Below are 26,332 nucleotides of genomic sequence, written 5' to 3' on the forward strand. Positions count from 1 at the left end.
CTCATTCTTCGGCCGGGCCGAATAGCCCAGCATTGGCGGGATCGGCGTAGAAGTCCAGCCGCCGGGCGAAAGCCAGCGGGTCCTTGCGCGTGACCAGCGCCCCCTCGGGCGTGTTCATCCAGTCGTAGGCGCGGGTCATCAGGAAGCGCATCGCCGCGCCGCGCGCCAGGACGGGAAGCGCGGCGCGCTCTTCGGCGAGCAGCGGGCGCACGGCCTCGTAGCCGGCGAGCAGCGCTTCGGAGAGCGCCGCGTCGAACTGGCTGCCATCGTTGCTGAAACACCACGCCGCATGAGTCACCGCGAGGTCGTAGGCGGTGATATCGTAGCAGGCGAAGTAGAAATCGATGAGTCCTGTCACCCTGTCGCCGGTTTGCGGGTCGCCGAGCATCAGGACATTGTCGGGAAACAGGTCGGCGTGGATCACCGAATGCGGCAAGTCGCGCGGCCACTGCCGTTCGAGCCGAGCCAGTTCGCGCTCCACAAGCTTGGCCAGTTCGGGATGGATCGAGGCGAGGCCTTCGCTGCCGCAGGCCTTCGCCAGGCTCTCCCAGTCTTTGGGTCCCAGCGAATTGGCGCGCCGGCCGGCAAAGTCCGCAGCCGCTATATGAACTTGCGCCAGCGCCGCGCCGACCGCGCGGGCCTGGGCCGGGGTGGGCTCGCTGACCGAGATGCCGGGCAGGAACTCGATCAGCGCCAACGCCTTGCCTTCGTGCAGACGGTATGCCTGGCCCACGCGGTCGTGGATCGTGCGCGGTACCGGGCAGTCGCGGGCTGCGAGGTGATCGAGCAGGCCGAGGAAGAAGGGCAGGTCGCCGATGTCGGTGCGCGCCTCGTACATCGTCAGGATGAATCGCGCGCCGTTTCCGTCCTGGCCGGCCGTGTCGATCAGCCAGTTGCTGTTCGACACGCCCTCGGCGATGCCCTTGGCCGAAACCAGCGCGCCGACGTCGAATTCAGCGATGATCGCGGTGAGGGTCTCAGCGCCGAGCTGGGTATAGACTGCCACTATGCTGACTCGATCACACGAGCTGCCGCGGAAGCTTGAAGGTGATCTTCTCCTCCGCGGTGATCACCTGCTCCTCGGCGAGGTCGCGGAACGCGGCGAGGTGATCGATCACCTCGCGCACCAGAGTCTCCGGCGCGGAGGCGCCGGCGGTCAGCCCCACGGTATCGACGCCGTCGAGCCAACCCCGTTCGATCTCTGCGCCGCGCTGAATCAGCTTGGCCGGAATACCCATGCGCTCGGCCACTTCGGCAAGCCGCAGCGAGTTGGAACTGTTCGGCGCGCCGATCACCAGCATCAGCTGGCATAGCGGCGCGATCGCCTTGACCGCGGCCTGCCGGTTCGACGTGGCGTAGCAGATGTCCTCGGCCTTGGGCGCGGTGAGTGCGGAAAATCGGGCCTGCAGGGCGGCAATGACCGCCGCGGTATCGTCGACCGACAGCGTCGTCTGGGTCAGGTAGGCCACTGCGGCATCGGTCGGCAGGTCGAGCGCGGCGACGTCTTCGACCGTCTCGACCAGCGTCATCGCGCCTTCGGGCACCTGGCCGAAGGTGCCGATCACTTCGGGATGGCCGCTATGCCCGATGAACAAGATATGTCGCCCGGCCTCGATCTGGCGCTCGGCCTGGCGGTGAACCTTGCTGACCAGCGGGCAGGTGGCATCGAGCCATTCGAGCCCGCGCTCGTTGGCTGCCGCCGGCACCGATTTCGGCACGCCGTGGGCGCTGAAGATCACCGGCACGCCATCGGGCACTTCGTCGAGCTCCTCGACGAAGACCGCGCCCTTGGCCTTGAGCCCGTCGACGACGAAGCGGTTGTGGACGATCTCGTGGCGCACGTAGACCGGCGCGCCGTAGCGTTCGAGCGCGCGCTCGACGATCTCGATCGCGCGGTCGACGCCAGCGCAAAAGCCGCGCGGCGCGGCGATCAGGACCTTCAGCGCCGTTTTTTCCTGAGAAAAGGGGCGAACTGTGGGAAAGGGCGCGTTCATATTCGCGCCTCTAGCGCTTTGCTGCGCGCCCCGCTAGGGCATGAGCCATCAAACAAGGATGCCCCGATGAGCCCTCGCTACCGTCTGCTTGCCGCTGCCGCGCTTACCGCTGCGCTTGCGGGTTGCCATTCCAAGGGCGAGCTGGTGGTCGATGAGAGCGTGGGCATCACCGCGGTGCGCGGTGCCTGCCCGGCGATCGGCATTCCCGACTATACCGGCGACGTTACGCTGTTCCGCACGCCCGGAGACAGCACCGCGGGCAATATCGACGTCGTCGCCGCGATGACCAACGTCAAGTCGCAGTGCAACGACGGTAGCGACGCCGATACGAGTGCGAAGGTGTTCGTCAGCACCACGTTCGACGTGCTGGCCCGCCGCACCGACACGCGCGGTGCGCGCCAGGTGCAACTGCCCTATTTCGTTGCCGTCCTGCGCGGCGGCAGCGCCGTCGTCAGCAAGCGCATGGGCACGGTGACGCTGAATTTCGCCGACGGGCAGGAGCGCGCGCAGGTGACCGGGCAGGGCTCGGCCTATATCGACCGTGCCGAAGCGACGCTGCCCGCCGAGATACGCGAGCGCATCACGCGCAAGCGCAAGGCCGGCGAGGCGGACGCCGCCGTCGATCCGCTGTCCGAGCCCGACGTGCGCGCAGCGGTGCAGCGCGCCAACTTCGAGCTGCTGCTGGGTTTCCAGCTCGATCAGACGCAGTTGTCGTACAACGCCACGCGCTGATCTAGCGGGTCTGCATCCTACCGAGGATCGCCGCGCGTGCTCCCGCGGCCATGGTCTTGCGGTTCGCCAGCGCGTCGCCGGTCAGGGGCGCGACGAAGTGCAAGGTCAGCGCGATCGGCCGCCAGCGTGCGAGGATGCGCAGGAAGTTGTCGAGCCCGTGCTCTTCGCCGACCCAGGCGATGTCCGCCGCTTCCGTGCCGTAGTCGAGCCAGAGCGGCTGGACGACTATGCCGGGCGGCAGCGGATCGAGCGCGGACAGCAGTGAGCTCTTGAACGGCAGCAGGTCGGTGCCGTCGCTGGTCGTGCCTTCGGGGAAGATCGCCAGCGCGCCGGTCTCGCGGATGGCTTCGCGGACCTGGGCGACCTGCTCGGCTACGCTGGCGCGGTCGTGCCGGGCGACGAATACCGTATCGTTCATCCGGCAGAGCCAGCGCAGCACGGGAACCGCCGCGAGCCCGTCATGCGCGACGAAAGCCGCGCCCGATGCGCTCGCTATCGCCGGGATGTCGATCCAGCTGACATGGTTGGCGAGAAGAATGGCGCCGCGACGGGTCGGCGTGCCGGTTACAGTGACATCGACGCCCGCGATCCAGGCGATGCCGCCCAGGAAAAACCGCGGCCAGGGGTTACGCGCCCCCGCGATACGCCAGAGATAGTAGAACAGAATACAGGCGCCGAGCCAGCCGATCATCGCCACGAGGCGCAGCGCAACGGCCAGCCAGCCTAAAGGCGAGATCAATCTTGGCGCCCGCTCAATCCTGGCGACTACCTTCGCGGTCGAGTTTCACTCCGTAGAGCTCCATGCGGTGATCGACCAGGCGGAAGCCCAGCTTGTCGGCGATCTGGCGCTGCAGTGCCTCGAGCTCGGGATCGACGAATTCGATGACCTTGCCGGTCTCGACGTCGATCATGTGATCGTGATGCGCCTCGGGGGCGGCTTCGTAGCGCGCGCGGCCGTCGCCGAAATCATGCCGGTCGAGAATGCCGGCTTCCTCGAACAGGCGGACCGTGCGGTAGACGGTCGCAATCGAGATGCCGGGATCGATCGCGGCGGCGCGCTCGTGCAATTTCTCGACGTCCGGGTGATCGTGACTGTCCGAAAGGACGCGTGCGATCACGCGGCGCTGCTCGGTGATACGCAGGCCCCGTTCGGCGCAAAGGGCTTCGATGTCGATCGGCTGCTGCACAGGAACTCCGCTAGCTCGGGGGCTGCACCAGCTTTACGCTGGTGCAGCAAAATCTACAACCCGGGGGAGCGGTGTTCAGGCCTTGACGGCAGGCTTGCGGCTGCGGCGCGGACCGGGCTTGCGGCCGAGGCCGATCTTCTTGGCGAGATCGCGGCGCTTCTCGGCATAGTTGGGCGCGACCATCGGGTAGTCGGCGGCGAGGCCCCAGCGCTGGCGATACTGGTCCGGCGTGAGATTGTAGTGCGTCATCAGGTGACGCTTGAGCATTTTCAGCTTCTTACCATCTTCGAGGCAGACAATGTGGTCGGGCTTTACCGACGAACGGATCGACACTGCCGGCTCGGGCAGCTTCTCGACTGCGGGAGCGGCCTGGCCAAGCCCGGAAAGCGCGCCATAGACATTGGTAATCAGCAATGGCAAATCTTCGACCGAAACGCTGTTATTGCTCACATGAGCAGCGACGATGTCCGAAGTAAGCGTGATCAACGTTTCATTCATGTCGTTCTGCGGGATGTCCATTAATCGATCCTCGGTATTACAATGCGGCCCTGCTCTGTTCTTGCCAGCATGACTGCCGGGACAGAGCTGTGCATCGCATTGAACCAAGCCTCGGGCCAACACAAGTGGCAATTTCTCCGTATTTGGGACTATCGAGGTTAACTACTAACCTAGGTTGGCAGTCTCATCGAATGGTTACTTTTCACATGTCGAAACTGAATGTGATCGCATCGATGGTTTGCCCATCACGGCTGCGGTAATAGTTGGGGCGCTCGCCGATCGGGGCGAAACCGAAGCGGCGATAGAGCGTCTCTGCGGGATTGCCGCGCCGCATCTCGAGCAGCAGCCGGCGCGCGCCGCGGTTCCGGGCGGCATCGGCGAATTCGCGAAGGAGGGAGAGGCCGAGGCCGCGACGCCGCCAGGCCGGATCAATCGCGAAGAGCAGAAGCTCCTCTTCCTCGAAACCGTGGCGCGAAAGGTAGAAGCCGGCGGCTGGCGTACCATCGTGGGGATCGTCTCCGCTCGGCGAGATGAGTTGGTAGTGGCAATTGCCGATGACTAACGCATCCTCGACCTGCCGCCGTGTCCAAGCCTCGCCGTATAGTGGGTCGAAGGCGGAGTTCATGACCGCCATCAACCGGTCGAGATCGTCGAGCGGCGGGATCACGGGCGTGCCTGCGGGAGCTTGGCATCGGGCGCCCGGCCGTAGAGCGGGTGGACTTCGCCGGTCAGGGCCGCCGGCGGCAGCAGCGGCAGTGCGCGGGCATCGGGCAGCAGCGGCAGTGCCTCGCCCGAACCGCGTGCCGCGACCAGCGCCTCGGCCTGGCTGCCCGCGACTAATGCTTCGCTGCACGTCGCGGCTGCCTCGGTCGGCGTCAGCGAAGCGAGGGGGCGGGTCACGGCGCCCGCGGCGTCGAAGCTCGCGACGAACCATTCGCCGTGGCCTCCGGTCGTCGCCACGGCGAGCGGACCGCCGCGCTGCGCCCGGGCCATGGCGGCGACGAGGTCCAGCGTCGGATAGCCAACCAGGTCTGCCCCCCAAGCGAAAGCCAGCGCCCGCGCCGCGGCGAGGCCGACCCGCACTCCGGTGAAGCTGCCGGGCCCGAGAGCCACGGCGATGCGGTCGGCGCGGCCGCCTCCCGGCAACGCGGCGATCATAGGCACGAGCTGTTCGGCATGACCGCGCCCGAGCGTGCGATAGTCGCCCGCGACCAGCCTCTCGCCGTCGAACAGCGCGACAGAGCAGGCTTCGGTCGCGCTATCGATCGCCAGCGTCAGCATCGCGACTCACGGGGGATCACAGGATGGTGTTGAAGGTATCGAAGTCGGGCCGCGGGGACCGATCGAAGATCGTCGCCGGATCGCCGTAGCCCAGCGTCGATATGAAGTTCGATTCGACGTTCGGCGTATCGGCGAAGAAGGCGGCGTTCACCGCGGCGTTGTCGAAGCCCGACATCGGTCCGGTATCGAGTCCCAGCGCGCGCGCGGCGAGGATGAAATAGCCGCCCTGCAGCGACGAATTGCGCAGAGCCATGACCTCGCGATCGGGATGGTTGGCGAAGACGTCGGCGATCTGCGGCGCGTGCGGGAAAAGCTCCGGCAGGCGGGTGTGAAAGTGCAGGTCGGTGCCGATGATGACGGTCACCGGCGCCTTGCGGATCTTGTCCCCGTTTGTGCCCGAGGCAAGCGCGGCCAGCTTGTCCTTGGCTTCCGGCGTGGTGCACCAGATCATCCGCGCGGGCAGCATGTTGGCCGAGGTCGGCCCGAATTTCATCAGGTCCCAGATCGCGTGAAGCTGTTCGCTGCTGACCTGCTTGTCGAGGTAGCCGTTGTACGTGCGCGCGGTGCGGAACAACTGGTCGAGCGCGGCATCGTCGAGCGGCTGGGACATTCGGGCCTCCGGTAAGGCTTTGTGGAGATCAGGCAGCGCGGACTTCGGTGACCTCGGGAACGTAGTGCTTCAAGAGCCCCTCGATCCCCTGCTTGAGCGTCGCGCTCGACGAAGGGCAGCCCGAGCAGGCGCCCTGCATCGTCAGATAGACCACGCCTTCGCGGAAGCCGCGATAGATGATGTCACCGCCGTCGTTGGCCACCGCAGGGCGCACGCGCGTTTCGATCAGTTCCTTGATCTGGTCGACGATGTCGGCATCGGCCGGATCGCTGCCGATCTCGTCGTCCTCGGGCGGCGGCACGGCGATGCCGTTACCCGCGTCCGCAAACAAAGGGGCGCCGGAGACGAAATGGTCGAGCAGCATCGAGACGACCTGCGGCTTGAGTCCGCTCCAGTCGACGCCTTCGCCGGCGGTCACCGAGACGAAATCGCGCCCGAGGAACACACCCGTCACGTCGCCCAGCGAGAACAGTGCTTCGGCCAGCGGCGAGGCGGCGGCGTCCTCCTCGGTGGTGAATTCGCGCGTGCCCGCGGTCATGACCTGCTGGCCGGGAAGGAACTTGAGCGTCGCCGGGTTCGGCGTGGTTTCGGTTTCGATGAACATGATGGAAGGCATGTAGGCCATGTCTAAGGCGGGTCAAGGGCCGCGTGCGCGCTGCCGGGCCGGTCCGCGTTCCTTTCGCGCCCGGCGCGTGGTATGCATCATTTGGTACACAGGGAGGCCAGCCCATGTTCTTCGCGCTCTTCCGCGACGGCGAGGGATGCAAGTCCTATATCCTCGGCTGCGAGGAGACCTGCGCCGCGGCGATCATCGATCCCGCGCTCGATCTGGTCGACCGCTACATCGGCGAGGTCGGCAAGCAGGGCCTGCGGGTGCGCTACATCATCGACACGCACACCCATGCCGATCATTTTTCCGGCGCGCGGGCGCTGCGCGACCATTTCGGCGCGCCGATCGTCATGCACCGCTTCTCGCCCGCGCCCTATGTCGACCTGCATGTCGAGGACGGCCACTCGCTGCCGCTGGGGGTGATGCGGATACAGATCCTGCACACGCCGGGGCACACGCGCGATCTGATGGCGGTCCATGTCGAGGATCGGGTGTTCACCGGCGACACTCTGCTGATCGGCGGCACCGGCCGTAGCGATCTGCCGAGCGGCGATCCCGACCAGCTCTACGACAGCCTGTTCGGCAAGCTGCTGGCGCTGCCCGACGAGACGTTGGTCTTCCCCGCGCACGACTACAAGGGCCGCGACAACACCACCATCGGCGCCGAACGGGCGGCCAATCCCCGCCTGGCCAAGAGCGAGCGCGTGGCTTTCGTCGAACTGATGAACAGCCTGAACCTGTCGGCGCCGACCCACCTGACAGAGGCGCTGCGGACCAACATGTCGGGCGGCAAGACCGTCCGCCAGCTCCTGGCCGAAGCCGGCGCACGGGTTCCGTTCCTGTCGATGGCAGAACTGCGCCACCGCCTGGACGCGCGGCCGAACGACTTCATCATGCTCGACGTGCGCGAGAAGGAGGCCTTCGCGGCCGGCCATGTCCCCGGCGCGATCCACCTGCCGCGCGGCCAGCTCGAGCTGCGGGTGAACGACATCCTGCCCGATCCCGGCGTGGAGATTCTCGCCATCTGCGAATTCGGCAAGATCTCGACGCTCGCCGCCGCTACCCTGCGCGACCTTGGTTTCGCGCGCGCCGCGGCGCTCGACGGCGGCATGGCCGTCTGGCGCGAGAGCGGTTATCCGGTGGAGCAGAGCTCCCCGTAATTATCAGGCGTAACGATCAGGCGAGGTCGTAGGCGACGGTCCGGCGCTGCCGCCGGCGCAACGCGCCTCCCGCCAGGCCGATGCCGACGATCATCATGCCCCAGGTCGCCGGCTCGGGGACCGCTGCAGTTCGCGCTACAGAGAAACGGACCTCGTCGATGTTGTTGCCGTTGCCGCGCAGGTTGTAGCTGATCGTCTGCAGGTTGTTGGCCAGGGCGCCGAGGCTGAAGCTGTCGTTGCCTTCGAGGCCGCGGCCGGCGGTGCCGGTGGGATAGCTCACCCCGGCGACGCCGTATTGCGCGTCCTGCGCATCGAGAGCGCTCAGCGAGTTGGGAAGGATCGAGACGACGTTCGAGCCGGCATCGAGCTTGATCTGGAACGTGCCCGCAACATCGCCGCCGTTGTTGCCAGGGGAGTCGAAGTGAAACAGGAAGATCTGCTGGGTCGTCAGACCGTTCACGATCGTCTTCTCGAGGAAGATGTAAGGCGTCGTTCCGCTCGTATAGGTTCCGGCATCGTTGGCCAGGCTCTGACCAGCGGTCAGCGTCCCGACCGTGCCGTTGAAATTGATAATGGTCGCAGCGGAAGCCGGCATGGCGAGCGTGAGCAACGAAAGAGCCGTCGATGCGGCAGATGCCTTCAACTTGTTCATTCTGATCCCTTGTCCCGGCTGCGAGATTTTGCGGCCCGTTCGGCAGATCGGGCCCGTATCGGTCGTTACCTTAACCGCTAATGATTGTCGGGCGGTTAAGCCGTACTCGGGAGAGGGATTGAGCAGGACTCGATCTGCCATCGTTCCGCCTGCGCCCAATTCCCAATCGCTCCTTCCCGCGATAAAGCCCTCGGCAAAGGAGACAGAGACATGGCGCGTTCGATCATCGTTACCGGCGGATTCGGGGTTCTGGGGCAGGCGGTTGCCGAGGCTTTCGCCAGGCAGGGCGACAAGGTCGCGCGCGTCGATTTCGCACCCAGCCCGGCCGCGCCGCTGGCCGGCTCGCTCGACATCGGCGGGGTGAACCTGACCGACAGCGATGCCACCGCGGCCGCGCTCGACAAGGTCGCGGCGGCGCATGGCGGGATCGACGTGCTGGTCAACGTCGCCGGCGGCTTCACCTGGGAGACCCTGGAAGAGGGCACCCTCGACAGCTGGGCGCGGATGCAGGCGATGAACCTGATGACCAACGCGACGATCACCAAGCTGGCGCTGCCCGCGCTGAAGGCTGCGGATCACGGGCGCATCGTCAACATCGGTGCGGGCGCCGCGATCAAGGCCGGCATGGGCATGGGCGCCTACACTGCCTCAAAGTCTGGCGTGCACCGGCTGACCGAAGCCCTGGCCGAGGAACTTGGCGGCACCGGCGTCACGGTCAACGCCATCCTGCCGAGCATCATCGATACGCCGACCAACCGCGCCGACATGCCCGACGCCGATACCTCGGGCTGGGTGAAGGCCGAAGCGATCGCCGACGTGATCCTGTTCCTCGCCTCGCCGGCCGCGCGCGGCGTGACCGGCGCGCTGATCCCGGTGACGCGCAACGGGTGAGGCCATGCGGATCCTCCCTGTTCCGCGCAGTGGGACGGGGAGGTTGCTGCGATCTGACGCGATCTGGGCTGTCCTACACAGACAAGTTCTGTGAAAATCGCGGCCGTTCTTTGAAATCGTCCTCTCTCTCTGAAATCAGGCGTGAAAGCCTGCGCGCAGCCGACTCACCGTACAGAATCTCCACGCGCCATTTGTGTGAAGATCGCGAAGTTCGGGAAAATCACGGACCCCCGCCTATTCACTGGTCCTTAATCGCTGGCCTCCCTATATCCGGCCGCGATGATACTGCTCTCGCGCTTCTCCCGCACGCTCGCCTGTTTGCTCCCGCTCCTGCTGCTTCCGGTTGCGGCTCCCGCACCGGCCAAGGAGCAGGTTCCGTGGCTCTACAAGGGCAGCGACGTTCCGCCCGATCGCGAATGGACCTTCGGCGAATTGTCCAACGGGATGCGCTATGCCGTGCGCAACAACGGCGTGCCTCCGGGCCAGGTCTCGATCCGCATCAACATCGACGCCGGCTCGCTCAACGAGACCGATGAGGAACAGGGTTTCGCCCACCTCCTCGAACACCTGCTGTTCCGCCAGTCGAAGTATCTGGGCAATGGCGAGGCGATCCCCACCTGGCAGCGGCTCGGCGCGAGCTTCGGCAACGATACCAATGCCGAGACCACGCCGACGCATACGGTGTTCAAGCTCGACCTGCCCAATGCGACGCCGGCCGCGCTCGATGAAAGCTTCAAGCTGCTCTCGGGCATGGTCACCGCGCCGACGCTGAGCGAAGCCAATATCCGCACCGAAGTGCCGATCGTGCTGGCCGAGATGCGCGAGCGCGGCGGTGCGGCACAGCGCGTGCAGGATGCCAGCCGCAAGGTGTTCTACGCGGGCCAACCGCTGGCGAGCCGCGCGCCGATCGGCACCGTGGCGACGCTCAACGGCGCGCATCAGGACGCTGTCCGCGCCTTCCATGCGCGCTGGTACCGGCCCGAGACCACCACCATCGTCGTCGCGGGCGATATCTCGCCGGCTGAAAGCGCGGCGCTGATCAAGAAGTGGTTCGCCGATTGGAAAGTCGCCGGCAAGCCGACCTCGGCGCCCAGCTATGGCGATCCCGTCGCGCCCAAGGATGCCGATCCAGCCAATCCGGTCGGCGAGACGCAGGTGCTGGTCGAGCCCGATCTGCCGCGCAACATTTCCTATGCGATCCTGCGCCCCTGGCGAAAGGTCAACGATACGATCGTCTATAACCAGGGGCTGATGACCGACAGCCTGGCCCAGGCGATCATCAACCGTCGGCTCGAGGCCAAGGCGAGGGCGGGCGGCAGCTACCTCGTCGCCCAGGTCAGCCAGGACAATGTCAGCCGCTCGGTCGACGGCACTTTCGTCTCGGTGACGCCGCTCGGCGATGACTGGCAGGCGGCGGTGAAGGACGTGCGCGCAGTGATCGCCGACGCCTTGGCCACGCCGCCGTCGCAGGAGGAGATCGACCGCGAAATCGCCGAAATGGAAGTCGCCTTCCAGACCCCGGTCGAGCAATACAAGCTGCTGCCGGGTTCGCGCGTGGCCGACGACCTGATCAACGCGCTCGACATTCGCGAGACCGTTGCGGCGCCCGACGCCGTGCTCAGCATCTTCCAGAAGTCGAAACTGTTGTTCACCCCGCAGGCCGTGCTCGATCACACGCGCAAGCTCTTCAAAGGCACGGTGACCCGTGCGCTGTTAGTGACGCCGAAGTCCGGCGAAGGCGACGCAGGGGCGCTGCGCCAGGCCTTGCTGACGCCGGTCACGGGCGACGCCAGCGTGCGGCTTGCCGGCAAGCCGATCCGTTTCGACGAGATGCCGCCGATCGGTGAGCCCGGCAGGCTTACCGCCCTCGCACCGATGGGCTTGCTCGGCATCGAGCAGATCGAGTTCGCCAACGGCGTGAAAGTCATGATGTGGCCGACCCAGGACGAGCCGGGCCGCGTCGCGGTCAAGGTTCGCTTCGGCGGCGGCTATCGCTCGTTCGCTTCGGGTGATGCGCCCTATATCGCGCTCGGCCAGATGGCGCTGGTCGGCTCGGGCGAGGGCACGCTCGGCCAGGAGGAACTCGATCGGATATCCACGGGCCGCAAGATGGGTTTCGATTTCAGTATCGAGGATGCTGCCTTCGAATTCTCGGCGGACACCCGCCAGGCCGATCTCGCCGATCAGCTCTATATCTTCGCTGCCAAGTTCGCGATGCCGCGCTGGGATGCCAACCCGGTGCTGCGTGCCAAGGCTGCCGCGCGGCTGCAGTACGAGACCTATGCGACATCGCCGCAGGGCGTGCTGGAGCGCGATCTCAAGTACCTCCAGCGCGATCGCGATCCTCGCTTCCGTATGCCGCCGCCCGCCGAGCTCGACCAGGCTACTGTCGATGGCTTCAAGAAGGTCTGGTCGCGCGCACTGGCGAATGGCCCGATCGAAGTCCAGGTCTATGGCGATTTCGACCGTGTCGAGACGATCGCTGCTCTGCAACGGACCTTCGGCGCGCTGAAGACGCGTCTGCCGCTGCCCAAGGATACGGCACCGGCCACGGCTCGCTTCCCTGCCGGCAATGGCCAGCCCGTCGTGCTGACCCATCGCGGCGATGCCAATCAGGCTGCGGCGGTCGTCTCTTGGCCGACCGGCGGCGGTTCGATCGGCATCACCGAGTCGCGCAAGATCGAGATCCTGACCCAGCTCTTCACCGACCGGCTGCTGCAGGCGATGCGCGAGAAGCTCGGCGCCAGCTATGCGCCGCAGGTCTATTCGACCTGGCCGCTCGATCTCGACAGCGGCGGCTCGATAACGGCCATGGCGCAACTCCAGCCCGATGGGGTGTCGGCGTTCTTCACCACGGCGCAGGAGATCGCGGCCGACCTCGTCGCCAAGCCCGTCACTGCCGATGAACTCGAGCGGGTGGTCGAACCGCTGCGTCAGCGCATAACCCGCGCTTCGACGAGCGCCGCCTTCTTCATGTACCAGCTCGAAGGGGCGACGGCCGATCCGTCGCGCGTAGCCGGTATCCGTTCGATCCTGCACGACTATACCGTGACGACCCCGGCCGAGATGCAGGAACTGGCGGCGCGCTATCTGCAGCCGGGCAAAAGCTGGCGCCTGGCGGTGCTGCCGCAGCAGCAGACTGGAGCACCGGCAACCCCCGCCGTGCGGTAATATCGATCACACTGGGCGGAAATCCAGCTTTTGCAATTGCCGCGTGCGGCAGCTATGGCGCGCGGCCTGCATAAGGAGTGTTTTGACGTGGCGAGTAACTGGACACCTGACGGCTGGAAGGCGCAAGAGGCACGGCATCTGCCCGCCTATGGCGATTCCGCGAAACTGGGCGAGGTCGAGGCGACCTTGACGAAGTTTCCGCCGCTGGTCTTCGCCGGCGAAGCGCGTGCGCTTAAGCATGACCTTGCCGAAGTCGCCGCGGGCCGCGGTTTTCTGCTCCAGGGCGGCGACTGCGCCGAGAGCTTCGCCGAGTTCCATCCGGACAACATCCGCGACACGTTCCGCGTGCTGCTGCAGATGGCGGTCGTGCTGACCTTCGCCAGCAAGCAGCCGGTGGTGAAGCTGGGGCGTATCGCCGGCCAGTTCGCCAAGCCGCGCTCGGCGCCGACCGAGACGATCGGCGACGTCGAGCTGCCAAGCTACCTCGGCGACATCATCAACGGCGTCGAGTTCGATGCGGCCACCCGCAAGAACGATCCCGAGCGGATGCTGCGCGCCTATAGCCAATCGGCCGCGACGCTGAACCTGATCCGCGCCTTCGCGCATGGCGGCTATGCCAACCTGCGCCAGGTGCACCAGTGGACGCTCGACCACATCGGTCGCAGCCCCTGGGCGGCCAAGTTCTCCGATCTCGCCGACCGTATCGGGGAGGCGCTGGACTTCATGCAGGCCTGCGGGGTCGATCCGCAGACCGTGCCGCAGCTTCAGGGAACGAGCTTCTACACCAGCCACGAGGCGCTGCTGCTGCAGTACGAGCAGGCGCTGACCCGGCGCGATCTGCTGACCGGCGACTGGTACGACTGCTCGGCACACATGCTGTGGATCGGCGACCGCACCCGCTTCGAAGGTTCGGCCCATGTCGAGTTCCTCCGCGGCGTCGGCAATCCGATCGGCATGAAGTGCGGCCCGAGCCTCGAGCCCGACGCGCTGCTCAAGCTGCTCGACACGCTGAACCCGGGCCGCGAGGCGGGCCGGATGACGCTGATCAGCCGCTTCGGCGACGACAAGGTCGAGGAAGGCCTGCCCAAGCTGGTACGCGCGGTGAAGCGCGAAGGTCATCCGGTGGTGTGGTCGTGCGATCCGATGCACGGCAACGTCATCAAGACCAACACCGGCTACAAGACGCGTCCGTTCGACCGTATCCTCAACGAAGTGCGCGGCTTTTTCGCCGTTCACCGCGCCGAGGGCACCCACGCCGGCGGTATCCATATCGAGATGACCGGCCAGGACGTGACCGAATGCACGGGCGGCGCGATCGCCATCACCAACGAAGGGCTGGCCGACCGCTACCACACGCATTGCGATCCGCGTCTCAATGCCGCGCAGTCGATCGAGCTGGCTTTCCTGCTCGCCGACATGCTGAACCTCGAGGCGACAGAGCGCACGCGGCAGGCGGCGTAAAACTAACTATTGCAAATTCATGGGAGCCTGACACGGGTTGGCGTGTTAGGCTCTCCATGCACGGAGGCGCGATCCGGGAGGACACCGAGGTGGGGGCTGCTCTTGCCGACAGCTATCGCGTCGATTCGTATCGTGCCGTCCGGGCGCTGAGCGAAGCGCTCGTCGCGCCGCTGTCTGACGCCGACGCTACGCTCCAGTCGATGCCCGATGCCTCACCGGCGAAGTGGCACCTGGCGCATACCACCTGGTTCTTCGAGACCTTCCTCCTGCGCGATCATCTCGACGGCTATCGGCTGTTCGACGAGCGCTGGCCCTTCCTATTCAATTCCTATTACGAAGCCGAAGGGCCGCGCCATCCACGCGCCGCGCGCGGCATGCTCGCGCGTCCGGCTGTGTCCGAACTGCTGGCCTATCGCGCGCATGTCGATGACGCGATGGCGGCGCTATTGGGTCGCGCAGAGCTGGCCGGGCTGATCGAACTGGGGCTGGCGCACGAGCAGCAGCATCAGGAACTGCTGCTCACCGACGTCAAGCACGCGCTGTGGAGCAATCCGCTCGGACCGGCCTATGCGCTCGCTTCGCCGGGCGCAGGCTCAGGCGGCGAGACGGGCTGGATCGAGCATCCCGGCGGCATCGCCCGGATCGGCCACGCCGGCCAGGGTTTCGCCTTCGACAACGAAGGGCCGTCGCACCGCGTGCTGCTCGAACCTTTCGCGCTGGCGGATCGACTGGTGAGCAATGCCGAATGGGCCGCCTTCATTGCCGATGGCGGCTACCGCACCCCCGCGCTCTGGCTGTCCGATGGCTGGACCTGGGTCCAGCAGGAGAAGATCGCCGCGCCGCTCTATTGGCACGAGGGCGAAAGCTTTACCCATGCGGGGTGGCAGGATCGCGATCCCGCAGCGCCCGTGACGCATGTCTCCTATTACGAGGCCGATGCCTTCGCGACCTGGGCCGGGGCGCGGCTGCCCACCGAGTTCGAGTGGGAAGCGATCGGGCAGGGGCATGATGCCGCGGCCGGCAACCAGTTGGATGAAGCGCGCGCAGTCCTGCCCACGGGCTCGGCCAGCCTGTTCGGCGATTGCTGGCAATGGACCCGCTCCGCCTATCTGCCTTATCCCCGCTTCCGCCCGGCCGAAGGCGCGGTGGGCGAGTACAACGGCAAGTTCATGAGCGGCCAGTTCGTGCTCAAGGGCGCGAGCTGCGCGACGCCGCGCGGCCATTCGCGGGCCAGCTACCGGAATTTCTTCTACCCCCACCAGCGCTGGCAGTTCACCGGCCTGCGCCTGGCCAAGGATATCTGATCATGGCGCTGCTCGCTGAATGCTCCTTGGCCGAACGCGATCTGATCGAGGCTCCCGACGATGGCCTCCACGCACAGTTCCGCTGCGACGTGCTGACCGGGTTGGCCCGGCCCCAGAAGGTCATCCCGGCGCGCTGGTTCTATGACCGCAAGGGCAGCGAGCTGTTCGAGGAAATTACCCGGCTGCCAGAATATTACCCGACGCGCGCGGAGATCGAGATCCTGCGCGAGCGCTGCGGCCAGATTGCCGCCGATGTCGGCGCGGGCCGCGCGGTGGTCGAATTTGGCGCCGGCAGCACTGCTAAAACCCCGCTGTTGCTCGATTGCATCGCGGCTGCGAGTTATGTGCCCATCGACATCTCGGGCGATTTCCTGCGCGAATCCTGCGAGGGGCTAGCGGTGCGTTATCCGGACCTCCCGATCGTTCCGGTCGAGGGCGATTTCACCCATCCGCTGGTCCTGCCCAAAACGGTGGCAGGGCGCCCCGCGCTCGGCTTCTTCCCCGGCTCGACGATCGGCAATCTCGGCCCGGCCCAGGCCGTTGACCTGCTGCGTGCCATGCGCGCGACGCTGGGCGAAGACAGCATGCTGCTGATCGGCATGGACATGATCAAGGACCGTTCGGTCCTGACCGCCGCCTACGACGATACCGCCGGCGTGACCGCCGCGTTCAACCTCAACGTCGCCGCGCGGATCAACCGCGAGCTCGGCGGCACGATCCCGGTGGAGGCGCTGCGGCACAGGATCGTCTGGAACGACGAGCAGGCGCGGATCGAGATGCATCTCGAAGCGACGCACGACATCGCCTTCGAGATCTGCGGCCGGGATTTCGCGATGCGCGCCGGCGAGACGATCCACACCGAGAACAGCCACAAGTACGACCTGCGCAGCGCCACCCAGTTGCTGCTCGCCGGGCACTGGCAGCCCTTCGCGCACTACACCGACAGCCAGAACCGTTTCATGGTGGTACTCGCCAGGGCTCGCGAAGAAGCGATCACTGCTTGACCGCGCCAGCGCGCGGGTTAAGCCTTGTCGGGGTGACCTTGCGCAAAATAATCGCGGGGCTTCTCTTGGGAGTTCTCGCCGCTTCGCCGCTCCATGCTGCGCACAACAAGTCCGCAGCATTGGGCACGGACCCGATCCAGAACGACAAGGTCGGCAGTTACGACTGGGTGCGTCCGCAGGCCGATTTCGTACGGCGCGAGGTCATGGTGCCGATGCGGGACGGTGCCGAACTGTTCACCGTCATCGTCTTTCGCAAGGGCACGCGCGACGCGCCGATCCTGCTGAGCCGCACGCCCTACAATGCAGCCTCGACCACGGCGCGCAACCGCAGCCAGACTATCACCGAGATCCTGCCGATCACCGACGCTGACTTCGTCAATGACGGCTATATCCGGGTCTATCAGGACGTCCGGGGGATGGACCGGTCCGAAGGCGAATATGTCATGACCCGCCCGCTGCGCGGGCCGCTGAACAAGACCAGGGTCGACCATTCGACCGACGCCTACGACACGATTGCCTGGCTGGTGAAGAACGTGCCCGAAACCAACGGCAAGGTCGGCATGATCGGTTCGTCCTATCTCGGCTTCACCACGCTGATGGCGTTGATCGACCCGCATCCGGCGCTCAAGGCGGCGGTGCCGCAGAGCCCGATGGTCGATGGCTGGAAGGGCGACGACTGGTTCCACAACGGCGCATTCCGCCCTTTTTCCTTTGACTACCTGTTGGCTCAGACCGCGGCGCGCGGAGGCGGCCCGCTGCCGGTCGGCAGCATGGTCGACGAATACGAGACCTATCTTGAGACCGGCTCGACGCGTGACATCGTGCGCAAATGGGGCATCGAGGACATGCCGGCCGTGCGCAAGGTGCTCGAGCATCCCACCTACGACGACTACTGGCAGGGCCAGGCGCTCGACAAACTGCTGGCGGCGCGCAAGCTGACGGTGCCGATCCTGCTCGTCGTCGGGCAGTGGGACCAGGAGGATTCTTATGGCGCCCCGGCGGTCTATCGGGCGTTGAAGCCGCAGGATCCCGACGGACAGATGGTCCACCTGGCGATCGGCCCCTGGCGGCATTCGGGGGTCAACTACGACGGGACGACGCTCGGTCCGCTGAAGTTCGAGGGCGATACCGCGGAGCAGTTCCGCAGCCGCTGGATGAAGCCCTTCCTCGACTGCCGGCTCAAGACCAATCCGCCGCCCTGCCAGACACCGCCGGTGATCACCTATGCGACCGGCGCCGACCGCTGGGAGACTTCGCAGCGCTGGCCCGACGGCGCCGAGCAGCCGCTCTACCTGGCCCCCCAGTTCGGCCTCTCGTTCCAGAAGCCCGGGGAGGCGTCGTCGGACGACTACGTGTCTGACCCCGTCAAGCCGGTGCCGATGCGCCCGCGCCCGGTGCATCTCGATGGCGACGACTGGAAGACCTGGCTGGTCCACGACCAACGCTTCGCCGACGGGCGGCCCGACGTGCTGAGCTATACCGGGCCGGTGCTCGACAGGCCACTGCACATCAAGGGCGCGCCGCGGGTAGAGCTGCACGCCGCCACCAGCGGCCGCGACGCCGATTGGGTGGTCAAGCTGATCGACGTCTATCCGCGGGAAAACACGCGCGATCCGACGATGGCCGGCTATCAGCTGCCTATCGGCATCGAGATTTTTCGCGGGCGCTACGTCGGCGGTTTCTCCACACCGGCGCCGCTCGATCCGGGCAAGCCCTATACGTTCCAGTGGTCGCTGCCCAACGTCGACCATGTCTTCCTGCCGGGCCACCGGATCATGGTGCAGGTCCAGTCGAGCCTTTTCCCGCTCTACGACCGCAATCCGCAAAGCTGGGTTCCGGTTGTCTTCGACGCCAAGCCCGGCGACTATGTCAAAGCGACTCAGACGATCTACCGCGGGGGGGATGCCGCGAGCGCCGTCTGGCTGCCTGTGACAAAGGATTGAGCCGGCCGGGAAAGGCCGGTCGGAGAGGAAGCTATAATGGATCTTGCAAAATATGGTCCCTGGGCCCTGATCACCGGGGGCTCGGAAGGTGTCGGCGCAGCTTTTGCACGGCAACTCGCGGCCGACGGCTTCAAGCTGGTTCTGGTGGCGCGTAAGCCCGAGCCGCTCGAGGAACTGGCCGCAGAACTGCGCGGCAAGGGCGCCGAAGTGCGCGTGCTGTCGGCCGATCTCAGCAAGCCCGACGTGCTCGATCACGTTCGGGCCGTGACTGACGACATCGAGATCGGCCTGCTCGTCTACAACGCCGGCGCCAACAACACGCGCGGCAACTTCATCGAACTGCCGCGCGAAGTGCCGGACTCGGTGATCGCGATCAACGTGCTCGGCCAGACCGAATTCGCCCGCCATTATGGTGCGCCGATGATCGCGCGCGGGCGCGGCGGCATCATCCTCACGGGTTCGCTCGGCGGCTATCTCGGCTCGGCCACGCTGGCCGCCTATACCGCCGCCAAGGCCTTCAGCCGGGTCTTCACCGAGGCGCTCTGGGCCGAATGCCAGCCGCTGGGCGTCGACGTGCTGCATCTCAACATCGGCTTCACTGCGACTCCGGCGATGGCGCGGCTCGGCCTGCCGATCGAATATGCCGAAGCGCCCGAGAACGTCGCGCGCGAAGGCCTCGATAACATCGCCAACGGGCCGGTCTGGATCGTCAGCACCAAGGGTAATCTGGAACAGGCGAAGCGGACTTCGATCGTGGAAAACCGCGCTGAGACCGTGCGCGCTTTCCAGATCGGGCCGCGCGAGGATACCGGCAAGGCGGCCATCGAACAGGAAGAACTCGCTAATGGATCTTGAGAAATACGGCCCCTGGGCGCTGATCACCGGGGGCTCGGAAGGCGTCGGCGCGGCCTTTGCACGCAAGCTGGCTGCGCAGGGTTTCAAGCTCGTGCTGTCGGCGCGCAAGCCGGGGCCGCTCGAAGAGCTCGCCGCCGAACTGCGCGCGGGCGGAACCGAGGTGCGGATATTGTCGGCCGATCTCAGCAAGCCCGACGTGCTCGACCGACTGCGCGAAGTGACCGACGACATCGAGGTCGGTCTGCTGATCTACAACGCCGGCGCGAACAACACGCGCGGTAACTTCGTCGAGCTGCCTGAGGAAGTGACCCAGTCGGTCATTGCGATCAACGTGCTGGGCCAGGCTAACCTTACTCGGCACTACGGCGCGGCCATGGCCAAGCGCGGGCGCGGGGGGATCATTCTGACCGGATCGCTGAGCGGCTACATGGGCTCCCCCCTCGCTGGTCGCCTACACCGCTTCAAAGGCGTTCAGCCGGGTCTTCACCGAAGGGCTCTGGGCCGAGATGCAGCCGCTCGGCGTTGACGTGCTGCACCTCAACATCGGCTTCACCGCGACCCCGGCCATGGCGCGGCTCGGCATGGACCTGACCCACGCCCAGGCGCCCGAGGATGTCGCGCAGCAGGGGCTCGACAATATCGCCAACGGCCCGATCAAGATCGCCGGCGATGAAGCCAATGTCGAACGCGCACGACAGCGTTCCGTGGTAGATCGCCGGGGCGAAGCAATCCGGGCTTTCTCAACGCCGCCGCGCGAGGCTACCCTGAAGAAATGAGCGCATTCGATCTCGCGGGAAAACTCGCAGTCGTCACCGGCGGTGCCAGCGGCATCGGCGTCGGCATTTCCGAACTGCTGGCCGAGGCCGGGGCGACGGTGGTCATCGCCGACATCGACGCCGCGCGCGCCGCGGACCAGGCCGATGCGCTGAAAGGCGCCGGGCACAAGGCGGCGTCGGTCGCGGTCAACCTGGCCGACGAGGCTTCGGTCGTCGCCGCCTGTGCCGAGATCGTCGCCGAGCACGGCACGCCCTGGGTGCTGGTCAACAACGCGGGCCTCCAGCACCGCGAGCTGCTGCTCGAAGGCAGCGTCGCGCATTGGGAACGCAACAATGCGGTCAACGCGCGTGGGCCGTTCCTGATGATCCGCGAGATCGGCAAGGCGATGGTCGCGGCGGGGCGGGGCGGACGGATCGTCAATGTCGCCAGCTCGGGCCTGATCGGCCAGATGGTCCACGGCCTCTCGGCCTATCTCGCCTCGAAGGGTGCGCTCGCGGCGCTGACCCAGGCGAGCGCGATGGAACTCGCCGAGCACGGCATCACGGTGAACACGGTGCTCCCTGGCGGCGTGGGAACGCCCGGCGCGATCGGTGCTGAGGGTCCGCCGCCCGTGGGCCCCGGCAACCGCCGTCCGCCGCTGGGCATGTGCGAGCCGCGCGACATCGGCTCGGCCGTGCTCTATTTCGCCACGCCGATGGCGCGCTATGCGACCAACCAGACGATCTGCGTCGACGGCGGTTTCTCGATCACCTGATACGAAAAAGGGGCCGCGCTTTCACGCGGCCCCTCGCTATTTCCGGCGTTGCCGCGCCTACTTCGGCGGCATGCGGATCGCGCCGTCGAGGCGGATCAGCTGGCCGTTGAAATAGGTGTTGCGCGTCAGTTCCATCACCAGGCTGGCGAATTCCTCGGGCTTGCCGAGGCGCTTGGGGAAGGGCACCGCGGCGCCGAGGCCGTTGAACACCGCCTCGTTCATTTCCTTGACGCGCAGCATCGGCGGCGTCGCGAACGTGCCGGGCAGGATCGCGTTGACGCGGATGCCGAGGTCCATCAGGTCGCGCGCCATCGGTAGGACCATGGCGTTGACCGCGCCCTTGCCGCCGCCATAGGCGACCTGGCCGATCTGGCCGTCCTGCGAAGCCGCCGACGAGGTGAAGATGATCGCGCCGCGCTCGCCGTCGTCGTTGAGCGGATCGGCATTGGCCATGCCCAGCGCGGCGATCGAGGCGACGCGGTAGGAGGCGACCCAGATACCTTCGGCCGACTTCGCGATCTGCTCGGTCGCGGTACGCTTGTAGCCGCCCGTGGTCTTGTCGAACGAGATCGTCTTGCCGCCGCCGGCGACGACCGCGCAGTGCACCACGACGCGCTCCTGGCCGTGCGCGGCGCGGGCCTTGGCGAAGCCGGCTTCGACGCTGGCCTCGTCCATGATGTTGACGTTGCAGAACACGCCGCCGATTTCCTTGGCGAACGCTTCGCCGGCTTCTTCGCTGATGTCGAAGATGGCGACCTTGACGCCCGCGGCGGCGAGCGCCTGCGCGCTGGCACGGCCGAGGCCCGAGGCACCGCCGGTGACGACGGCGGCGATGGTATTGTCGATTTTCATGAGGCAAATCTCCCGGCTTATGGGCGAATCAAACTGGTGACACGCGCCTAGCTCAAGCCGCAGGCCGTGTCGAAGGCTTCGCGGATTCCATCGCAGGGGCGTGGCTCAGGTCCGCACGACCTGCGCGAAGCCGCCTTCGGTGGTGCCTTCGACGACGATCATGTTGCGGTGGAGCGCGGAGCCGCGGATAGCTAGGGCCTCGGCATATTCGGGCGAGGCGTACCAGCGGTCGACGGCATCGCGGTCGGGGAATTCGACCAGCACGATGGCGAGCGGGGACCAGTCGCCCTCGATGACGCCGATCTTCCCGCCGCGGGCGAGATAGCGGCCACCGTACTGGGCGATCGTGGCTGGGGCCTTGGCGATGTACGCGTCCCACGCCGCTTGCGCTTCGGGTGCGACGGGGCCGACATCGGAGATCAGATAGATCGGCATGCTAGGTTTCCCTTTCGCTGGGGCGGGGGCTGACAGTTCGGCCCGGTGTCGCTAAGGGCGCGGCATGACCGAACGCTCGAAAATCCGCAACTTTAGCATCATCGCACATATCGACCATGGCAAGTCGACCCTGGCGGACCGCCTGATCCAGTTCACCGGCGGCCTGACCGAGCGCGAGATGAGCGCACAAGTCCTTGATAACATGGATATCGAGAAAGAGCGCGGGATCACCATCAAGGCCCAGACCGTCCGCCTGCAATACAAGGCCAAGGACGGCGAAACCTATGAGCTCAACCTCATGGACACCCCCGGCCACGTCGACTTCGCCTACGAGGTCAGCCGCAGCCTCGCCGCCTGCGAAGGCGCGCTGCTCGTGGTCGACGCCGCCCAGGGGGTCGAGGCGCAGACGCTGGCCAACGTCTACCAGTCGATCGAGCACGACCACGAGATCGTCCCCGTCATCAACAAGATCGACCTCCCCGCCGCCGAACCCGAAAAGGTCCGCCACGAGATCGAGGAAATCATCGGCATCGACGCCTCCGAGGCGGTGATGACCAGCGCCAAGTCGGGTATCGGCATCGCCGAAGTGCTCGAGGCCGTGGTCAAGAAGATCCCGCCCCCCAAGGGCGACGAAAAGGCCCCGCTCAAGGCCATGCTCGTGGACTCGTGGTACGACCCCTACCTCGGCGTCGTCATCCTCGTGCGCGTGATCGATGGCCGCATCACCAAGGGCCTCCAGGTCAAGTTCATGGCCGGCGGCACCGAACACCTGATCGACCGCGTCGGCTGCTTCACTCCCAAGCTCGAACAGCTCAGCGAACTCAGCGCCGGCGAGATCGGCTTCATCACCGCGCAGATCAAGGAAGTCGCCCAGGCCAAGGTCGGCGACACGATCACCACGGTCAAAGGCGGCGCCACCGAGCCGCTCGAAGGCTTCAAGGAAGTCCAGCCCGTGGTGTTCTGCGGCCTGTTCCCGGTCGACGCCGCCGATTTCGAGAAGCTGCGCGAGTCCATCGCCAAGCTGCGCCTCAACGACGCCTCGTTCAGCTTCGAGATGGAAAGCAGCGCCGCGCTCGGCTTCGGCTTCCGCGCCGGCTTCCTCGGCCTGCTCCACCTCGAGATCATCCAGGAACGCCTGACCCGCGAATACGACCTCGACCTCATCACCACCGCCCCCTCGGTCGTCTACCGCATCCAGCTGCGCAAATCGAAGACCGATGACGCGCGCGAGATCATGCTGCACAACCCGGCCGACTACCCCGATCCCAGCCGCATCGAACAGATCGACGAGCCCTGGATCAAGGCGACGATCTACACGCCCGACGAATACCTCGGCTCGATCCTCAAGCTCTGCCAGGACCGCCGCGGTATCCAGACCGGCCTCACCTACGTCGGCGGCCGCGCCCAGGTGAACTACGAACTGCCGCTCAACGAAGTCGTCTTCGACTTCTACGACCGCCTCAAGTCGATCAGCCGCGGCTACGCCTCCTTCGATTACGAGCAGATCGGCCTGCGCGAAGGCGACCTCGTCAAGATGTCGATCCTCGTCAACAACGAGCCGGTCGACGCCCTGTCGATGATCGTCCACCGCGGCGTCGCCGAAGAACGCGGCCGCCACATGTGCGAACGCCTGAAAGACCTGATCCCCCGCCACCTGTTCAAGATCCCGATCCAGGCCGCGATCGGCGGCAAGGTCGTCGCCCGCGAAACCATCGCCGCGATGCGCAAGGACGTGACCGCCAAATGCTACGGCGGCGACATCAGCCGCAAGAAGAAGCTGCTGGAGAAGCAGAAGAAGGGCAAGGCGCGGATGCGGGAGTACGGCAACGTGCAGATCCCGCAGGAGGCGTTTATCGCGGCGCTGAGAATGGGTGAGGAATAGCCACAGGCGCCTAGGTGACGTTGCGTAGCAACGGTAGACTAGAAGCTGCTGCGCGACAGAAGCGGAATTGAATGCGAGGGCCATCGCCCTCGCGCTCCCGGGAGCGGGTTCTAGTCTCTCGTTGCCGAAATTTCTTTAATAAAATAAAAGATTTAGTAGGCTATTGCAGGTCCGGGCCAACCTCCCGGCCACCTTCAGTTGGAGTGGGCTCGCGAGATAATCGAGACAACTGCACTGGTCGATGCAGTCGCTTCCACGCACAATGCGGCAAGTTGCCGGGTAGCGGTTCGGCGGTGCTGGAGGTTCAGTGCTAACGCAAGCGACGCGCGAGCATGCGCCCTCAATTCCTTGTAGCTGGCACCAGGAAAGACATGTCCGATATACGCTTCAAGCATTCGGTTCGCGTCCGTTTCGCTTGGAGTAACCCCATCAAGCGATTCGTGGATTTGCGGATCATAGACCGCTTGCGCCAGAGATATGATGACTTCCCGACAAATCAGGCCGATTGCTTGGAAGTCTTCTTCGGCTTTGGCCAATTCGAGTTGATCACGAGCCTTCGCCAAAGCACGGTCGACGCGCTCCCATCCAGTCGCCTCTCGGGGTTCTGATGGCAGTGATGATTGTTTTGCGATTGCCTCAATAGCAGCGCCAAAAAGTTGGCGAACATGCTGCCTTCGTTCCCGGTATTGGCCGAAGTGTTCGCTCCAGTAGTGATACCATGCCCACAGGTCTTCATATGGGTTCTCGTATGCGACGCCTTGCGGAAGGGTTTGGCGAATGCGCACTTCCCGCGCCCGATAGTAGTCGTTCACGTCCTGAATACGCTCACCGCCGGTTGCGACGGAGATCATTACGGCGCGTTGAATCAGCAGCTCGGCCAGCAGCGCCGGTGCGCCCCGCACAGCGGCGGCGTGGTCAGCTAGAACAGTGATCTTATCGAAAGTCTTCCAATGAAGGCTGGAGACGGCTTCGGCGATCCGCTTCCGATCTTCATGCGGGAGTGCTTTCATTGCGTCCGCGATCAGCTTCGGAGCGCGAACGACCACGGCGTCTTCGAGTATGTCGATTTCCCATGTGCCGACGTCGACTTCTTCGATCGACGCTTGGCAGTGACGTAGGAGCATCGAAAGGTCGAGACGTTGCAGGCTCTCCAGGAATTTGCAGGCTGTTTCTGTCAGGTCAGACATTCGACGGTTATGATCATTGTGCGGACACCGTTCAATCTTCTAACGTTGACCAACGCGGTTTGCCGTGGAGGAGATTCGTCTTGGCGGTGAAGCCGTCCGCATTTGTTCTAATGCCATTCGAAGAAAGCTTCGCTGACATATATAAGCTCGGCATACAGGCCGCAGCGACGGAATGTGGTGTTATCGCTGAACGGGTTGATGAGCAGACATTCTCCGAGACGATCTTGGAGCGTATTTATCGACAGATCGAAACCGCCGATTTTGTGATCGCCGATATGACCGGGCGGAATCCAAACGTTTTCTACGAAGTGGGCTATGCTCATGCGCGCGGCAAACTCTGCACCCTCTTGACCCAAACTGCAGATGACATTCCGTTCGACCTGCGCCACCATCGTCATATTATATATAATGGGTCCATTCAGACGCTAAAAGAAAGACTCCTAAAAGAAATTGAATGGTTAAAGCGAGAGCGGGAAAAGCAAAGTACAAATTCGTTTACAGTTGAGTTAAAGGCGCCTGACGGTGAATTAATAAAAAATTCTTATTCGGCTGAGGCTCAGGTGGAATTTGTTTTTGATATAAACAATAAAACAAAAATGAAATCTCCAGAAATAGAGGCTATTTATCTATATACTGGAGAAAGGTGGAAATTTAAACAAGCTGGAGAGGAATGTCCATCATCTCCAAGCCATATCAAAGATAAGCAGTTGAGGCATTTTATTAAATCTCCAGTTCCAAGGTTGTCTCCCGGTGCGTGGGCGCAAATTAAGGTTGAGGGGACAAAAAATGTCTGGTCGAAATGGTCGGGAGATGAGCTTAAGGAAAAGTATACGCTCTCAGGATTTTTGACACTTGAGATATTTACTTCTGAAGGCGCCTTCAAAGAGCAGATTGATGTAAAATGCGAGGTAGAGGAATTCCCATTCTGATATTGGCGGATATAATATCCGCGTCATGAACGCGCATCCGTCGCCCCTGCGGAGGCAGGGGTCTAGATGACGGCGCGTTCCCGCATCTTTCGTTTAAGGGGGGAGCTTGGTTGGCCCCTGCCTTCGCAGGGGCGACGGAGGTTGTTGGGGCTGGGGTTTCGTG

The 26,332-nt window shown here is 64.9% G+C and carries 27 protein-coding genes; 14 read left to right on the forward strand and 13 right to left on the reverse strand.

What is annotated here, in order from left to right; translation table 11 throughout:
• Position 1: 1 nt before the first annotated feature.
• On the reverse strand, positions 2-1,006 hold the full coding sequence (thrB, locus tag KRR38_RS02825; protein WP_217398421.1) for a homoserine kinase: 1,005 nt from the start codon (positions 1,004-1,006) through the stop codon (positions 2-4).
• A 13-nt stretch (positions 1,007-1,019) separates the two neighbouring features.
• A complete protein-coding gene (gene ispH / locus KRR38_RS02830) occupies positions 1,020-1,994 on the reverse strand; it encodes a 4-hydroxy-3-methylbut-2-enyl diphosphate reductase (protein ID WP_217398424.1) in 975 nt (324 codons plus the stop codon).
• Between the two features lie 66 nt (positions 1,995-2,060).
• Here ispH and KRR38_RS02835 point away from each other — a divergent pair, with 66 nt between their 5' ends.
• A complete protein-coding gene (locus KRR38_RS02835; RefSeq protein ID WP_217398426.1) occupies positions 2,061-2,726 on the forward strand; it encodes a hypothetical protein in 666 nt (221 codons plus the stop codon).
• A gap of 1 nt (position 2,727) precedes the next feature.
• Here KRR38_RS02835 and KRR38_RS02840 read toward each other — a convergent pair whose 3' ends face one another.
• The 7 genes from KRR38_RS02840 to KRR38_RS02870 all read right to left on the reverse strand — a co-directional run bounded on the left by KRR38_RS02840 (position 2,728) and on the right by KRR38_RS02870 (position 6,906).
• Positions 2,728-3,465: a 1-acyl-sn-glycerol-3-phosphate acyltransferase gene (locus tag KRR38_RS02840; RefSeq protein ID WP_254514618.1), complete on the reverse strand. Its 738-nt coding sequence runs from the start codon at positions 3,463-3,465 to the stop codon at positions 2,728-2,730.
• Between the two features lie 13 nt (positions 3,466-3,478).
• Complete coding sequence (locus KRR38_RS02845; protein WP_217398428.1) at positions 3,479-3,913, reverse strand: Fur family transcriptional regulator; 435 nt, start codon at positions 3,911-3,913, stop codon at positions 3,479-3,481.
• 75 nt (positions 3,914-3,988) lie between these two features.
• Positions 3,989-4,432: a MucR family transcriptional regulator gene (locus tag KRR38_RS02850; protein ID WP_217398430.1), complete on the reverse strand. Its 444-nt coding sequence runs from the start codon at positions 4,430-4,432 to the stop codon at positions 3,989-3,991.
• A 181-nt stretch (positions 4,433-4,613) separates the two neighbouring features.
• Complete coding sequence (locus KRR38_RS02855; RefSeq protein WP_217407091.1) at positions 4,614-5,045, reverse strand: GNAT family N-acetyltransferase; 432 nt, start codon at positions 5,043-5,045, stop codon at positions 4,614-4,616.
• Between the two features lie 29 nt (positions 5,046-5,074).
• Positions 5,075-5,692, reverse strand: a complete 618-nt coding sequence (gene tsaB, locus KRR38_RS02860) for a tRNA (adenosine(37)-N6)-threonylcarbamoyltransferase complex dimerization subunit type 1 TsaB (RefSeq protein WP_217398432.1) — start codon at positions 5,690-5,692, stop codon at positions 5,075-5,077.
• A 16-nt stretch (positions 5,693-5,708) separates the two neighbouring features.
• Positions 5,709-6,302, reverse strand: coding sequence for a malonic semialdehyde reductase (locus KRR38_RS02865; protein WP_217398434.1), 594 nt, complete (start codon positions 6,300-6,302; stop codon positions 5,709-5,711).
• Positions 6,303-6,330: 28 nt separating this feature from the next.
• A complete protein-coding gene (locus KRR38_RS02870; RefSeq protein ID WP_217398436.1) occupies positions 6,331-6,906 on the reverse strand; it encodes a NifU family protein in 576 nt (191 codons plus the stop codon).
• A 125-nt stretch (positions 6,907-7,031) separates the two neighbouring features.
• On the opposite strand from KRR38_RS02870, the gene KRR38_RS02875 reads away from it, so the two are divergent.
• Positions 7,032-8,072, forward strand: coding sequence for an MBL fold metallo-hydrolase (locus KRR38_RS02875; protein ID WP_217398438.1), 1,041 nt, complete (start codon positions 7,032-7,034; stop codon positions 8,070-8,072).
• Between the two features lie 16 nt (positions 8,073-8,088).
• On the opposite strand, the gene KRR38_RS02880 is transcribed toward KRR38_RS02875, so the two are convergent.
• Positions 8,089-8,724 (reverse strand): PEPxxWA-CTERM sorting domain-containing protein, encoded by a 636-nt coding sequence (locus KRR38_RS02880; RefSeq protein WP_254514619.1) that lies wholly within the window; start codon positions 8,722-8,724, stop codon positions 8,089-8,091.
• Positions 8,725-8,934: 210 nt separating this feature from the next.
• Here KRR38_RS02880 and KRR38_RS02885 point away from each other — a divergent pair, with 210 nt between their 5' ends.
• The 10 genes from KRR38_RS02885 to KRR38_RS02930 all read left to right on the forward strand — a co-directional run bounded on the left by KRR38_RS02885 (position 8,935) and on the right by KRR38_RS02930 (position 20,884).
• The gene (locus KRR38_RS02885; protein ID WP_217398440.1) at positions 8,935-9,615 is read left to right on the forward strand and encodes an SDR family NAD(P)-dependent oxidoreductase; all 681 of its coding nucleotides are present in this window, start codon (positions 8,935-8,937) and stop codon (positions 9,613-9,615) included.
• 279 nt (positions 9,616-9,894) lie between these two features.
• Positions 9,895-12,786 carry a pitrilysin family protein gene (locus KRR38_RS02890; protein ID WP_217398443.1) on the forward strand — a complete coding sequence of 964 codons (2,892 nt, stop codon included), beginning with the start codon at positions 9,895-9,897 and terminating at the stop codon, positions 12,784-12,786.
• 87 nt (positions 12,787-12,873) lie between these two features.
• The gene (locus tag KRR38_RS02895; protein ID WP_217398444.1) at positions 12,874-14,247 is read left to right on the forward strand and encodes a class II 3-deoxy-7-phosphoheptulonate synthase; all 1,374 of its coding nucleotides are present in this window, start codon (positions 12,874-12,876) and stop codon (positions 14,245-14,247) included.
• Positions 14,248-14,336: 89 nt separating this feature from the next.
• Positions 14,337-15,551 (forward strand): ergothioneine biosynthesis protein EgtB, encoded by a 1,215-nt coding sequence (gene egtB, locus KRR38_RS02900; RefSeq protein ID WP_309140961.1) that lies wholly within the window; start codon positions 14,337-14,339, stop codon positions 15,549-15,551.
• Positions 15,552-15,553: 2 nt separating this feature from the next.
• Positions 15,554-16,555, forward strand: coding sequence for an L-histidine N(alpha)-methyltransferase (gene egtD, locus KRR38_RS02905; RefSeq protein ID WP_217398448.1), 1,002 nt, complete (start codon positions 15,554-15,556; stop codon positions 16,553-16,555).
• Positions 16,556-16,620: 65 nt separating this feature from the next.
• On the forward strand, positions 16,621-18,498 hold the full coding sequence (locus KRR38_RS02910; RefSeq protein WP_254514621.1) for a CocE/NonD family hydrolase: 1,878 nt from the start codon (positions 16,621-16,623) through the stop codon (positions 18,496-18,498).
• Between the two features lie 36 nt (positions 18,499-18,534).
• Positions 18,535-19,353 carry an SDR family oxidoreductase gene (locus tag KRR38_RS02915; RefSeq protein ID WP_217398451.1) on the forward strand — a complete coding sequence of 273 codons (819 nt, stop codon included), beginning with the start codon at positions 18,535-18,537 and terminating at the stop codon, positions 19,351-19,353.
• Positions 19,343-19,879 carry an SDR family oxidoreductase gene (locus KRR38_RS02920; RefSeq protein WP_217398453.1) on the forward strand — a complete coding sequence of 179 codons (537 nt, stop codon included), beginning with the start codon at positions 19,343-19,345 and terminating at the stop codon, positions 19,877-19,879. The genes KRR38_RS02915 and KRR38_RS02920 overlap by 11 nt, the downstream gene beginning before the upstream one ends.
• Entirely contained in the window at positions 19,860-20,129 is a 270-nt protein-coding gene (locus tag KRR38_RS02925; protein WP_217398455.1) for a hypothetical protein, read from the forward strand. Before KRR38_RS02920 ends, KRR38_RS02925 begins: the two co-directional genes overlap by 20 nt.
• Positions 20,126-20,884, forward strand: coding sequence for an SDR family NAD(P)-dependent oxidoreductase (locus KRR38_RS02930; RefSeq protein ID WP_217398457.1), 759 nt, complete (start codon positions 20,126-20,128; stop codon positions 20,882-20,884). Before KRR38_RS02925 ends, KRR38_RS02930 begins: the two co-directional genes overlap by 4 nt.
• A gap of 57 nt (positions 20,885-20,941) precedes the next feature.
• Here KRR38_RS02930 and KRR38_RS02935 read toward each other — a convergent pair whose 3' ends face one another.
• Positions 20,942-21,736, reverse strand: a complete 795-nt coding sequence (locus KRR38_RS02935) for an SDR family oxidoreductase (protein WP_217398459.1) — start codon at positions 21,734-21,736, stop codon at positions 20,942-20,944.
• 105 nt (positions 21,737-21,841) lie between these two features.
• Complete coding sequence (locus KRR38_RS02940) at positions 21,842-22,171, reverse strand: DUF1330 domain-containing protein (RefSeq protein ID WP_217398461.1); 330 nt, start codon at positions 22,169-22,171, stop codon at positions 21,842-21,844.
• A gap of 64 nt (positions 22,172-22,235) precedes the next feature.
• On the opposite strand from KRR38_RS02940, the gene lepA reads away from it, so the two are divergent.
• Positions 22,236-24,053, forward strand: a complete 1,818-nt coding sequence (lepA, locus tag KRR38_RS02945; protein WP_217398465.1) for a translation elongation factor 4 — start codon at positions 22,236-22,238, stop codon at positions 24,051-24,053.
• A 194-nt stretch (positions 24,054-24,247) separates the two neighbouring features.
• Here the strand turns inward: lepA and KRR38_RS02950 are convergent, their stop codons facing one another.
• Positions 24,248-25,240, reverse strand: coding sequence for a hypothetical protein (locus KRR38_RS02950; RefSeq protein WP_217398467.1), 993 nt, complete (start codon positions 25,238-25,240; stop codon positions 24,248-24,250).
• Between the two features lie 80 nt (positions 25,241-25,320).
• Between KRR38_RS02950 and KRR38_RS02955 the strand changes: the two genes are divergently transcribed.
• Complete coding sequence (locus tag KRR38_RS02955) at positions 25,321-26,169, forward strand: nucleoside 2-deoxyribosyltransferase (RefSeq protein WP_217398469.1); 849 nt, start codon at positions 25,321-25,323, stop codon at positions 26,167-26,169.
• The last annotated feature ends 163 nt before the right edge of the window (positions 26,170-26,332 follow it).

It is taken from the genome of Novosphingobium sp. G106, assembly GCF_019075875.1.
Taxonomy (GTDB): domain Bacteria; phylum Pseudomonadota; class Alphaproteobacteria; order Sphingomonadales; family Sphingomonadaceae; genus Novosphingobium.

Bases quoted from the DNA above. Each gene is read 5' to 3' on its own strand.
- KRR38_RS02935 (WP_217398459.1), bottom strand. From the start codon at position 21,736: ATGAAAATCGACAATACCATCGCCGCCGTCGTCACCGGCGGTGCCTCG.
- KRR38_RS02835 (WP_217398426.1), top strand. From the start codon at position 2,061: ATGAGCCCTCGCTACCGTCTGCTTGCCGCTGCCGCGCTTACCGCTGCG.
- KRR38_RS02890 (WP_217398443.1), top strand. From the start codon at position 9,895: ATGATACTGCTCTCGCGCTTCTCCCGCACGCTCGCCTGTTTGCTCCCG.
- KRR38_RS02940 (WP_217398461.1), bottom strand. From the start codon at position 22,171: ATGCCGATCTATCTGATCTCCGATGTCGGCCCCGTCGCACCCGAAGCG.
- KRR38_RS02950 (WP_217398467.1), bottom strand. From the start codon at position 25,240: ATGTCTGACCTGACAGAAACAGCCTGCAAATTCCTGGAGAGCCTGCAA.
- egtD (WP_217398448.1), top strand. From the start codon at position 15,554: ATGGCGCTGCTCGCTGAATGCTCCTTGGCCGAACGCGATCTGATCGAG.
- KRR38_RS02920 (WP_217398453.1), top strand. From the start codon at position 19,343: ATGGATCTTGAGAAATACGGCCCCTGGGCGCTGATCACCGGGGGCTCG.
- tsaB (WP_217398432.1), bottom strand. From the start codon at position 5,692: ATGCTGACGCTGGCGATCGATAGCGCGACCGAAGCCTGCTCTGTCGCG.
- KRR38_RS02885 (WP_217398440.1), top strand. From the start codon at position 8,935: ATGGCGCGTTCGATCATCGTTACCGGCGGATTCGGGGTTCTGGGGCAG.
- KRR38_RS02875 (WP_217398438.1), top strand. From the start codon at position 7,032: ATGTTCTTCGCGCTCTTCCGCGACGGCGAGGGATGCAAGTCCTATATC.
- KRR38_RS02930 (WP_217398457.1), top strand. From the start codon at position 20,126: ATGAGCGCATTCGATCTCGCGGGAAAACTCGCAGTCGTCACCGGCGGT.
- KRR38_RS02880 (WP_254514619.1), bottom strand. From the start codon at position 8,724: ATGAACAAGTTGAAGGCATCTGCCGCATCGACGGCTCTTTCGTTGCTC.
- lepA (WP_217398465.1), top strand. From the start codon at position 22,236: ATGACCGAACGCTCGAAAATCCGCAACTTTAGCATCATCGCACATATC.
- KRR38_RS02915 (WP_217398451.1), top strand. From the start codon at position 18,535: ATGGATCTTGCAAAATATGGTCCCTGGGCCCTGATCACCGGGGGCTCG.
- ispH (WP_217398424.1), bottom strand. From the start codon at position 1,994: ATGAACGCGCCCTTTCCCACAGTTCGCCCCTTTTCTCAGGAAAAAACG.
- KRR38_RS02870 (WP_217398436.1), bottom strand. From the start codon at position 6,906: ATGTTCATCGAAACCGAAACCACGCCGAACCCGGCGACGCTCAAGTTC.
- KRR38_RS02855 (WP_217407091.1), bottom strand. From the start codon at position 5,045: ATGGCGGTCATGAACTCCGCCTTCGACCCACTATACGGCGAGGCTTGG.
- KRR38_RS02850 (WP_217398430.1), bottom strand. From the start codon at position 4,432: ATGGACATCCCGCAGAACGACATGAATGAAACGTTGATCACGCTTACT.
- KRR38_RS02865 (WP_217398434.1), bottom strand. From the start codon at position 6,302: ATGTCCCAGCCGCTCGACGATGCCGCGCTCGACCAGTTGTTCCGCACC.
- KRR38_RS02925 (WP_217398455.1), top strand. From the start codon at position 19,860: ATGCAGCCGCTCGGCGTTGACGTGCTGCACCTCAACATCGGCTTCACC.